At 40.7% G+C, this 11,956-nt stretch carries 10 protein-coding genes; 3 read left to right on the plus strand and 7 right to left on the minus strand.

Annotated features, from left to right (window positions below):
• The first annotated feature begins 114 nt into the window (after window positions 1-114).
• Together fusA and ABJE44_RS11390 are read left to right on the plus strand one after the other, a co-directional pair.
• Window positions 115-2,205 carry an elongation factor G gene (gene fusA, locus ABJE44_RS11385; protein WP_348110567.1) on the plus strand — a complete coding sequence of 697 codons (2,091 nt, stop codon included), beginning with the start codon at window positions 115-117 and terminating at the stop codon, window positions 2,203-2,205.
• 179 nt (window positions 2,206-2,384) lie between these two features.
• On the plus strand, window positions 2,385-3,134 hold the full coding sequence (locus ABJE44_RS11390; RefSeq protein ID WP_348110568.1) for an FKBP-type peptidyl-prolyl cis-trans isomerase: 750 nt from the start codon (window positions 2,385-2,387) through the stop codon (window positions 3,132-3,134).
• An 83-nt stretch (window positions 3,135-3,217) separates the two neighbouring features.
• On the opposite strand, the gene ABJE44_RS11395 is transcribed toward ABJE44_RS11390, so the two are convergent.
• From ABJE44_RS11395 to ABJE44_RS11420, 6 genes are all read right to left on the minus strand, one after another.
• Window positions 3,218-4,174 (minus strand): DM13 domain-containing protein, encoded by a 957-nt coding sequence (locus ABJE44_RS11395; RefSeq protein WP_348110569.1) that lies wholly within the window; start codon window positions 4,172-4,174, stop codon window positions 3,218-3,220.
• Window positions 4,175-4,266: 92 nt separating this feature from the next.
• Window positions 4,267-5,067: a peptidylprolyl isomerase gene (locus ABJE44_RS11400; protein ID WP_348110570.1), complete on the minus strand. Its 801-nt coding sequence runs from the start codon at window positions 5,065-5,067 to the stop codon at window positions 4,267-4,269.
• A 138-nt stretch (window positions 5,068-5,205) separates the two neighbouring features.
• Window positions 5,206-6,678, minus strand: a complete 1,473-nt coding sequence (locus ABJE44_RS11405) for a hypothetical protein (RefSeq protein ID WP_348110571.1) — start codon at window positions 6,676-6,678, stop codon at window positions 5,206-5,208.
• A 275-nt stretch (window positions 6,679-6,953) separates the two neighbouring features.
• Complete coding sequence (locus tag ABJE44_RS11410; RefSeq protein ID WP_348110572.1) at window positions 6,954-8,006, minus strand: aldo/keto reductase; 1,053 nt, start codon at window positions 8,004-8,006, stop codon at window positions 6,954-6,956.
• 65 nt (window positions 8,007-8,071) lie between these two features.
• On the minus strand, window positions 8,072-8,641 hold the full coding sequence (locus ABJE44_RS11415; protein ID WP_348110573.1) for a hypothetical protein: 570 nt from the start codon (window positions 8,639-8,641) through the stop codon (window positions 8,072-8,074).
• Between the two features lie 57 nt (window positions 8,642-8,698).
• Window positions 8,699-9,775 (minus strand): YHYH protein, encoded by a 1,077-nt coding sequence (locus ABJE44_RS11420; RefSeq protein WP_348110574.1) that lies wholly within the window; start codon window positions 9,773-9,775, stop codon window positions 8,699-8,701.
• A 300-nt stretch (window positions 9,776-10,075) separates the two neighbouring features.
• Here ABJE44_RS11420 and ABJE44_RS11425 point away from each other — a divergent pair, with 300 nt between their 5' ends.
• The gene (locus ABJE44_RS11425) at window positions 10,076-11,371 is read left to right on the plus strand and encodes a glycoside hydrolase family 27 protein (RefSeq protein WP_348110575.1); all 1,296 of its coding nucleotides are present in this window, start codon (window positions 10,076-10,078) and stop codon (window positions 11,369-11,371) included.
• 496 nt (window positions 11,372-11,867) lie between these two features.
• Here ABJE44_RS11425 and ABJE44_RS11430 read toward each other — a convergent pair.
• Window positions 11,868-11,956 (minus strand): hypothetical protein (locus tag ABJE44_RS11430; protein WP_348110577.1); only part of this gene is annotated, 89 nt, incomplete at its 5' end.

Genomic DNA, 11,956 nt, shown 5'->3' on the forward strand with positions numbered 1-11,956 from the left:
AAAATAAGCTGATTATTTTTAATTTCTTGATTTTTATACAAAAGAAAAATCGGCATCTAGTTGAAATATCTTGTATAATCCCGCGCAATTTTTACTCACAATGAAGTTGAACCAATGACCGATTTATCTAAATACAGAAATATTGGTATTTTTGCCCACGTTGACGCGGGTAAAACGACCACTACAGAAAGAATCCTTAAACTTACAGGCCAAATCCATAAGACTGGTGAAGTACATGACGGTGAATCTACTACCGATTTCATGGAACAAGAAGCCGAGCGTGGTATAACTATCCAATCAGCTGCTGTAACGTGTTTTTGGAAAGATCACCGTTTTAACGTTATCGATACTCCTGGGCACGTTGACTTTACAGTTGAAGTATATCGTTCACTTAAAGTACTAGACGGCGGTGTAGGTGTATTCTGTGGTTCTGGTGGTGTTGAGCCTCAATCAGAAACTAACTGGCGTTATGCGAATGACTCAGAAGTTGCACGTATTATCTTCGTAAACAAGTTAGACCGTATGGGTGCTGATTTTTATCGTGTAGTTCAACAGACTAAAGACGTACTAGCTGCCAACCCACTAGTTATGGTTTTACCAATCGGAATCGAAGACGAGTTTGTGGGTGTTGTTGACCTTCTTACCCGTAAAGCTTACGTTTGGGATGACACTGGCCTTCCAGAAAATTACGAAATCAAAGATGTGCCTGCGGACATGGTTGATAAAGTAGAAGAGTACCGTGAACAGTTAATTGAAACTGCTGTTGAGCAAGACGATGACCTAATGATGGCTTACATGGAAGGTGAAGAACCTTCTATAGAAGATATCAAACGTTGTATCCGTAAAGGTACGCGTACTATGGACTTCTTCCCAACATACTGTGGTTCTGCGTTCAAAAACAAAGGTGTTCAACTTGTTCTTGACGCCGTTGTTGATTATTTACCTTCACCTACAGAAGTTGATCCTCAACCTCTTACAGATGAAGAAGGTGAACCAACTGGTAAACATGCGCTTGTTTCTGCTGACGAAACCTTTAAAGCGCTAGCATTTAAAATTACCGATGACCGTTTTGGTGCCTTAACATTCGTACGTATCTACTCTGGTACGTTGAAAAAAGGTGACACTATCCTTAATGCAGCTACAGGTAAAACTGAGCGTATTGGTCGTATGTGTGAAATGCAAGCTGATGACCGTAATGAATTAAGCAGCGCGCAAGCGGGCGACATCATCGCGATTGTTGGTATGAAATCTAACGTTCAAACAGGTCACACATTATGTGATCCTAAAGATCCAATTATCCTAGAAGCTATGGTATTCCCAGAGCCAGTAATCTCAATCTCTGTTAAGCCTAAAGATAAAGGTTCAACTGAGAAAATGGGTATTGCTATCGGTAAGATGGTTGCAGAAGATCCAACATTCCGTGTTGAAACAGATGAAGATTCTGGTGAAACTATCCTATCTGGTATGGGTGAACTTCACTTAGATATCAAAGTAGATATCTTGAAACGTACTTACGGTGTTGAACTAGAAGTTGGTCAACCTCAGGTTGCATACCGTGAAACTATCACACAAGAAGTTGAAGATTCTTATACCCATAAGAAGCAATCAGGTGGTTCTGGTCAATTCGGTAAAATCGACTACCGCATCAAACCTGGCGAAGCTAACACAGGCTTTACTTTCAAATCTGTTGTTGTGGGTGGTAACGTACCAAAAGAATTCTTCCCTGCTATCGAGAAAGGCTTTAAAGGCATGATGGATACTGGTGTGCTAGCTGGCTTCCCAGTACTAGACGTTGAAGTTGAATTATACGACGGTGGTTTCCACGCAGTTGATTCATCAGCGGTTGCGTTTGAAATCGCCGCTAAAGGTGCATTCCGTCAATCAATTCCTAAGGCTGGTCCTCAGTTAATTGAACCAATCATGAAAGTTGACGTATTTACGCCTGACGATCACGTTGGTGATGTTATCGGTGACTTAAACCGTCGTCGTGGCATGATCAAAGATCAAGAAGCCGGCGCAACAGGTGTACGTGTTAAAGCTGACGTTCCTCTATCTGAAATGTTCGGTTACATCGGAAGCCTACGTACTATGACCTCTGGCCGTGGACAGTTCTCAATGGAATTCTCACACTACAGCCCTTGTCCAAATGCTGTATCTGAGAAAGTTATTGCAGAAGTAAAAGAGCGTAACGCTGCTAAAAAATAAAACATCTTAGTTTTATTAAAAAGCCTCGTTAATAAATAATTAACGGGGCTTTTTTGATCTTGCCCTTGAATACTGAAGCATCAAACCCTATGTATCTTTTTGAAGATTACTCTTATCTGTTTTTATCTGGCCAAATTACGATAGTGACATTAGACCTCCTCCAATTTTAGGAAAATTACATGAAATTAAAATCACTTGCCTTTTTGACGGCATCATCTTTATTTCTTGCTGCATGCGGCAATGATAAAACAAGTACGCCAGAAACTGCGGCAGAAAGCACCGTAGACACGGCGGCTGCAGCTGCAGATCCTGCGTTAGCAAGTAATGAACAAAAGTTAAGTTACATTGTAGGAACTAACCTAGCAGGACAATTTAAGCGTGACGGATTAACGCTAGACCTAAATGCTTTAACCTTAGCATTAGATGATGTGAAATCTGGTGCTACATCACGCTTAAGTGATGAAGAAATCAACCAGACCATCACGACTATTCAGCAACAAGCACAAGAAAAGCAGCAGCTTGCTAGAGAAGCAGACAGCGCTAAAAATAAAGCTGCTGGCCTTGCCTACCTTGAAGCAAATGCTAAAAAAGAAGGGGTAGTGGTTACTGAGAGTGGCTTGCAATATAAAGAAGTCGTATCTGGTGATGGCCCAATGCCAACTTCAGAGCAAACTGTAGTCGTGCATTATAAAGGTACTCTGATTGATGGCACTCAGTTCGATAGTTCGTACGACCGTGGAACGCCTGCTGAGTTTCCTGTTACGGGCGTGATCCAAGGTTGGGTTGAAGCATTACAGTTAATGAATGTGGGCGATAAGTTTGAACTAACTATTCCGTCTGAACTAGCTTACGGACAACGCGGTAGCGGTCAAACAATTGGACCAGACGCGACCTTATTATTTGATGTTGAGCTTATTGAAATAAAATAACCTATATCGTCTAAAAAATAACAGCCTTACAAGGTTATGCTTGTAAGGCTTTTTTATTTAAATATAAAAAATATTAATGTAAATTAGGGAGCTTCTAAACGTAGATTTCCAAAGTCAGCACTAAAGGCGACGCACCAAACACTCAAACTATCAAAGTCATCCACAAACTTACCTTCTGGTAACTCTAACAATATCGTTTCATTTGTATAACTTCGCCCATCAAGACGCTCACCGATTGCAAATGCCTCTGAGTCAGCAAAGTTACCGTTTATCCCCCCATAAAATCTTACATTAGGTGCCGCACCATCAAAGTTAAACTGGGTAATCTTCAAAGTACAATCGTCAATCACAGTAGCCATGCCAGAAACACTGTGAGCTAAAGTGGAAAAAGTACCTGTATAGCCAATTTTTGTGGAGTCTGCTGTACAGCCTCTGGTCGTAGCCATATTACCTAGCGTTAAATTAAGATGTCCAATAGCATCTTGTTCGCTTATCAAAGACGTATTAACAGCCCCTGCGTTAGCTACAAGGTCTTCTACCTGTGATGAAAAATCTGTTGCGGCAAAGTCTATGTCTACGCCAACAGCTTGATTGTGCGCTTCATCAGTAATGGTTATACCATTTCCCTGTATGCCGTCATGATCTAATGTTTGTAGTAAACGAGCCATATTTGAAACTCGAATGTCATTGACTGTTGTAACGGAGAAAACATCAAGAGGTGTAATGAGAGTTTGAGCTATAACGGAGGGAAACTGAATATCTCCAATAGAAAAGGTGACGGCTTCACCTTGAATATAAGAAAACTCCCCATCTTCATTGGTCACTCCAGATTGGCTGGCAGTTGTATAGGACAAGCCTTGCACAGCAGAGTCAACAAACACACCTGTCAGCACTACTGGTGATGCAGTGCTTTGATCTGATACAGATGCTCCACCTGAGCCTCCACAACCAGTAAAAAGCAGCAAAATACCGGTAATTAGAAATACCGACCAATAAAGAAAAAGATAAACTGGTGGTTTAACCATTTTTAATAGAGACATATATTTTGCTCACATAATAAAAAGTCATTTATTATGAATGACGCTGATTGTGAATTCCTCACAGAACTATCACAATTTCAATCAAATTTAGCTCAGCTTAATATTGATTTTAACCTAGTCGCTATCCCTGCTAATGCTAATAAAGTTAACCATGAAAATGCGCCACCTCCTGAGCTAGATGTACCACCCGTACTGCTATCAGCATCTATTAAGGTGTTTTCAGCCGGGCTTAAACTAGCTGCAGTATCAATTGCCGCATCGGTTACTACAACATCAGCAATCACCACTAAGTTTTCTTCGGCAATCACCACATCGTTCGAAAAGTCTGTCGCAGTATAATCCAACATAGGAATATCAGTAAAAGCGCCCCCTAAATCAACTGTACTAGTAATAGCAATAACATCAGCCGTTTGCATACCTGCATCAGATACTTGGCCAAATACAGTAAAGCCACTATTTTGAGTATCTAGATTACTACTGTTATCTGTCAAATTAATAAACCATTGTGACGTTGCACTATCAGCAGAACCCGAAAGCTTAGCCATGGCAATAGTACCTCTCAAATTAGAATACACAGGCTCATTGATTACTGTAGGGCCAGTTTCTATGGCTTCTAGTGGTACTTCTCCAGCGGCAGTAGAGCCATAATATTCATAACCTCCACTCTGGATAATAAACCCACTCACAGAGCGGTGTACCACAACATTGGCATAAGCCCCAGAATTTACATAACTCAAAAAATTCTCAACGGTTTCTGGAGTCGCATCATCAAACAGATTAACTTCGATATCGCCAAGTGAAGTACGAATTTCTACCACGGTAGCGTAAGATGAAATAGAGATTAAACATAAAGCAGCAGTGGCACATAACACACGAATATTTTTTAAAGACATAATGATTTCTTAAAATTTAATGATACCCAGACTAATACATAACCATTTGAAATTCAAAGAGTATGAAGATGATAAATAAACTCACCAAGTAGCTATTGAGCATAAATATAGGTACCAAGAGCAAGGTTAATTAATATCTTAGTTTTGATAGGCCAGATTGGCATTAGCAAGATCACCTGTCATTGCTAACATATCTCCAAGTAACTCCCTAATGGGCAAGACCGCCCCTGGAGTAACCGGGGTTTTATCAACAGAATCTTCAAGATCCGCCGCTTTAGCGAGTTGAGTGATTGCCGCTTGGGTGTCGCCTTGAGCATAACTTACCCACGCGGAGACAGCCTGGGCTTGTGCATCAACCAAGACTGCCCAATAAGCAGGGCTGGTTTGTTGGGTTTTTTCAAGTAATTGGTAAAGAACCGCTAAATTTTCTTTCGCGGCCTTAATATTGTTGATTCTGGCAGCACCTATGCCTCGGCTAAAATAAGTAATGGCCTCTATATGTGGGAATTGTTCCCAATTGATGTAACTGGAAGTCCGTACAGGAATTTGACTCGCGGATCCCCACTGATGACTTTCTAGGGCGATTCTTGCAGGAATACTCGATAATGCATATGCCGCTGGAAATGTAGGCTGTAAAGGAAGATGCGACCCAATATTGTCAAATGCTTGTTGTGCCAAATCTTTTTGATTCAATTGCATGTAGCTGTAAACAAGATAATCAATTGCATGCACATAATGCATAGATGTTTGTCCATTGCTTGGATATTTTAACGCGGCTTTGGCTGAACGAATGTTCCAGTTTTTAGCATCTTCCCACATACCTAATCGAACAAAAATGTGACTTGGCATATGCAACGCGTGAGGGACATCGGGGGCAATTTTATCATAGGCTCTGGCGGCGTCTATGGCCTTTTCTGCCAATAAAGGGGTGTCATACGCATGAATAGTATAGTGAATGGCTCCCGGATGATCAGGATTGGAAATTAATAGTTTAGCTAATAATTTTCCTGCTTGTATATTTTGACTAAAACTTGGGTCTTTCTTAGAGGCCATAACCAACTGTGCAAGAGCGTAAAAGGCCACGGCATCGATATCTTCTGGATATAATTCTGCAAGTTTTTTATGACTGTTGGCCCAATCAGAGATACGCTTCGATTCTGCTGTATTTTGCCACTTATTATAATAAGCAGCGGCAGCCTTGATATAGTCAGCTTCACGCTGAGAGCTACTGAGTGTTTTGGCTTTTGTTATGGCCTCTGCACCTCTGGCGCTAGCTTTCTCGGTTATTTTATCTGGCCATAAAGGGTGAAACAGGCTCATCGAATATCCCCAGTACATTATGGCACATTGAGGAGAGCGTTTAACCCATTCAGCAAAGTGTTTTTCTGCTTGGGCATACATCATGTGATGTAATAAAGCGACTCCTGTGTTAATCGCCTTTTGCTGTTCGGTCCCACAAGACGAAGCAAACGCAACGGTACCTAATTCACCTAGTTGTTGGGGTAAAATTATGTCAGGCTCATCATGGCCTTCATGTGAAAAGCTATGATGACTACTTAGCGAGAAAATACCCAGTACTATAAATGGATTGATTCTTTTAAGTATCGACATTTTTTCCTTAAATGCTCAGTTTGTATTCCTAATTAAAAGCAATGCGGTATGACTCAATCCGGTGCAGTTCCTTAACGCAACCATATAGTACAAAAAACAACCAGCCAATAATATCGCGAAGCTAGTTTAGTAGCTTACAAACTTATTAGTTGCCACAGGAATGCGAACATAAACTCCTTGAAAACAGCAGTTATATAGACAAAGAGTAGCTATCTAATGAAAAGGATTGGTCTTTATAGTCAATAACTCACTAAAGACCAACTGAATTGGCAAGGTTAAAATGGAACTGGGTACTCTTTAAATACTTGGCTAATTTCAGCTAAAGCATCTCTAGTTAATGGCGTTTCAAAGGCTTGAATATTTTCCTTCAACTGCGCCATATTTGTTGCGCCGATTATAGTCGAGGTTACTCCATCTACTTGATCACACCAAGCTAAAGCTAGTTGCGCAGGACTGAGCTGATGAACTTTAGCTATATCTACATACTTGGCGGTTGCAGCATGCGTTACTTCTGTATCTCGAAATATGCCATTCCTTTGAACTAAGGTCCAACGGCTACCTTTTGGTAACTGTTTGTTTAGATATTTGCCACTTAATGCACCACCTGCTAGAGGTGACCAAGGCAAGTACGCAACGTCTTCATGGATACAGTTCTCTATCAAATACGGCCAATCTTTAGCATGCAGTAAACTAAACTCATTTTGAATAGAGACCATTCTAGGTAGAGCATGTTGAACACTAAGTTTTAGGTAGGTGTTAATTCCCCAAGGAGTATCATCAGACAAGCCACAAAAGCGTATTTTACCTGCTTTAATGCAATCATCTAAGGCCTGAAGAATTTCTAGCATCTGATTGGTTTCTACATCAGAGTTAGCCTTAGAAAAGGTCACTTGTCCGGGCCAGTGTTTAGCAAAGTGAGGTGATACACGGTTAGGCCAATGTAATTGAAAAAGATCAATGTAATCGGTTTTCAATCGCCCTAATGAAGCATCGACAGATTCAATAACACTTTCAGCTGTAATTTTATGACCATCACGGATATAAGACAAACCAGGGCCTGCGATTTTACTGGCTAAAACAAAGTCTTTTCTTCTTGCTGGATTAGTAGCAATCCAGTTACCGATAATACGTTCTGTGTCGCCATGTTTGTCAGCCGCTGGCGGAACTGGATAAAGTTCTGCTGTATCAATAAAATTGATGCCTTTACTTAAAGCGAATTCGATTTGCTCATTGGCTTCTTGTTGGGTATTTTGTATTCCCCACGTCATGCTTCCAAGACATACTCTTGAAACATTAACACCACTGCTTCCTAACTTTGAATACTGCATCACACCTCCATAATTTTCTTAATAGTAACAAAATCTAGAAGTGCATTTTATAAATTTTTTTAAACTCAACTAGAGGTTTTAGGTATCACCGAATGAAAGAAGCCGATACTTTGTCCGGAGAAATCATTATTCTGATTCAATAAATATTTTTTTGTTTTCTGGCCATCTATCAACCGTAGTAAATTATTTTGAGAGTCATTATTCGACATACTCGCTAGGCGGAAATCAAGTTGCATCACATCTTTTGGCATCCCCTTAATTTCAAAAATGAACACGGACTGATGACCGTTCAATTTAATTCTTCCTTTGCCTAAACTCAATTTCACTGGTTTAGTTGCGCCTTTATCTTCGGAATATTCTATTGCTGTAACGTCAAAATCGCTTTTTATATGACTAATCAGCTTTTGTTTATATTCAGTACTCTCTTTGCTCAGGTTAACCAAATCCGTATCTCCTTTCATAGCGGCTCTTAATGATGTATCAAGCCCATGAAGTGGTGTCATCAGCTCATATACCCATAGGTCATCTGCCATATGCCTAATATGAAAGGTAGCGATGTTACTGTCATGTGCGAAGCTATGATTTACAAACCCCAAACTAAAAAGTAAGGTGATAATTTTAAAATATTTAAACATATAGAGTCTCCTGCATTAAGCTGCAAATTGGCAGCCTAATACGTTTATGGTTAGCAATTACTGAACAGAAAAATCATTTCGCTCTGCAAAACTTCCCATTAAACAAACTGGTACATTAGGTGCGCCCGTTTCTAATGCATGGTAGTGATACACACCGTCTGAATATTCATCTGTTGCATGACTATGGCCATTACATTCATCAACCGTAACGACACTGTTAGGCTCGGTAGGCACTGCATCTACCGCATCATATGCTGCGTATATAGGGAAACCATCTTTAGCCAAACCTGCAAAGGCAGTTGGATCCTCATATTCAATATACGTATTGCTACAACTGATACCATATAAATCAGTAAAGTCGTATTCTTCTGATTCAAACACAGTGTTTATAGACTGGGGAATGAAATGCCAATGATAATAACCTGCCGGGTCGGCGTGCCCTCCACAATGATCTAACGCAGGAATGTTTCCACTGCCTGTGCCACCGATCCCCGCTTCTGCTGTGGTAACGCTAGGTGGGTCGCCTTTAATTGGTATACCATTAATGCCCACCCCAATACTTCCAACAGTCTCAATATAATAGGCCTCAGAGCGGAACTCAGGGGTAACGGGTATCAAATAGGTTACGGTTAAGCTTGAGTCAAATGGCATAGACAAGCAATAACTGTAGTCTCCACCACCACCAGAACGGATATTACCGTCTTCATCGACTATGTCGTAACCGTCAGCATCCATCCCTTGTGCTGCATCAACCAAAGACTGAAAGCCAGGATTGGTATCGCCATCATAAACCCCAAGACCCGCCTCATCTCTAGGCGTATCTATACTATCAGGGCAGTATGGTCCAACCGTCCCCTCTCCCTCAGTATCGCCTACAGTATTAGCAACGAACGTCAGTTCATAACAAGTGGTTGTAGTACCATTTTCTAAGGTGCAACTTACAATGTCTTCTTCTAAAGGCAAAACAGTAAACATGTCCACATCGTAATAGCCTCCTGTACCGTCGTCCGTACTAGTATCAGTCTCGCTTTCAGATGTGTCATCATCTACCACTGTAGATGCGGTGTCAGAGCTTCCACACCCAGCAAACCCAACCAACAATATAGTCAGAGCAATAACCTTTAACTTAAGCATGTATCAATACTCTCTAATTAATATTTAAACAAACAGCGTATCAGTAAAACTCAAAATGAAAAGTGCAAGGCTTCAGTCTTCATACTATTTACACATTTAGCGCTTCTCTAAGAAGCAACAAGATAACCAAAAGCCAAAAAGAAACCAATAAAAGGAAAATGAAACAATGCAAATTTCATTGTGTTTTTATCTTAAGTTTCGTAGGATAAGTTCACACATATGAGCACTACTCCTTAGTCAGATATTACTAATAACAATATGAGACTCGGTTAGCTTGAAACTAATAATTGGAAGGCCTACATGACTTCAAATAGCGCAACTTTTACGTTAATCACGCTAAGTTTTTTATTACTACTGAAGCAAACAACTGCTTTTGCCGCAACACAAACTGCATCACCTGAAAAAGTGACTAGCTTTAAGGAGCTAAACCATAATAACGGCCTGGCTAAAACCCCTCCAATGGGATGGAGCAGCTGGAATAATTTTGGTGTTGAAATTAACGAGAAGTTATTGATCGAAACAATAGACTCTATGGTGGCTAATGGGATGCGAGATGCGGGTTATATATATGTCAATTTAGATGATGGTTGGCAACGTTATAAAGGCAGCCGTCAAGACCACCCACTAGAATATGACCCTGTGAAATTTCCACGAGGTATCAAATACATTGCTGATTATGCCCACTCGAAAGGTATGAAGCTAGGTATCTACTCAGGCCCAGGGAAAGACACCTGTGCTGGTTTTACAGGAAGTGAAGGCCATGAAGCTGAAGATGCAGCCATGTTTGCATCATGGGGTATTGACCACCTAAAGTACGATGCATGCTGCTCCCACGCAAAAGAACCCGCTCCCGTTCTACATGAAGTATTTTTAACAATGTCCGAAGCTTTAATAGAGCAAGAGCAGGATATTGTTTTTCATGCATGCCACTGTGGCTGGGCAAACATTTGGGAATGGGGAGGTGATATAGGAGCCAATCACTGGCGCATAGGCCAAGATATTTCAGATGATTTTGATTATCCAGGCAATCGCGAAGACTATTATCAAGATGTTTTGGACATGATTGACAGAGGAGTAGAGTTAACACCTTATACCAAGCCTGGTCAATGGAACGATTTTGATATGCTAGTGGTTGGGTTAAATGGCGAAAGCAAAGAACTCGTTGGAGCTGGAGCTTCAAACATTGAATATAGGACGCACTTTTCTATGTGGGCAATGTTGGCATCTCCATTATTAACCGCTTCAGATTTACGTAATGTCGACCCATACACACTTGAAACTTTAACCAACACAGAAGTCATTGCACTTAACCAAGATGCACTTGGGCAGCAAGCTAAAAAGGTTAAAGATGAAGGCGACCTAGAAATTTATGCTAAGCCATTGAGTGATGGTAGCTGGGCTGTCGCAATGCTTAATCGTGGTAGCGTAACGGCAAATTTTGCCCTTAATATACAACAAGACTTAGGTCTAAAATGGAGCTCAGCCACATTTAGAGACCTATGGAAACACCAAAATATGAGTAATGAGGGTAAGGCTTATCAGGTTGAAGTTACCAGCCATGAAGCAAAAATTTTGCGCATTATTAAAAACGAATAAAAATATATTCTTGGTTATTTGAATACCTTAGTTTCTATATAAAGTAGATAGCCAACGCTTGGGGCTAAATGTTTACAGGATGCGGCGCTCTTACGCCATATCCTGCACTAGCATTACAGCGCTACTTCAGTATCTACTTAACGCCATACAATAGACTAGGTGTTTTCAATCAATACTAAATATTAAACAAGGATTTTAGCCACAACACCAGCACTCTATCTAACATTTGTACGTATCACGTCCATGATGAACATCACCCAGAAAAAACATCCATGTTTTTCCGTTCAATCAGGCATTGCTGCGCAACTAAAGAAACTGATTTCACCCACGTTTTTCTAGGCATCCTGCCTTTCACCCCTTCGGGGCCATGCTTCGCATGTTCTACTTTGTTTCGTACAAAGTATGTCACCGAGATATCCGTTCAGACTACAGTACAGAAGCTTCAGGCAATAAAAAAGGCCACCTAAGTGACCTTTTTTCAATCAATAACTAAATATTAGTCAAGGATTTTAGCAACAACACCCGCACCTACAGTACGGCCACCTTCACGGATTGCGAAGCGTAAACCTTCGTCCATCGCGATTG

This window comes from Paraglaciecola sp. (assembly GCF_039942875.1).
Taxonomy (GTDB): Bacteria; Pseudomonadota; Gammaproteobacteria; order Enterobacterales; family Alteromonadaceae; genus Paraglaciecola.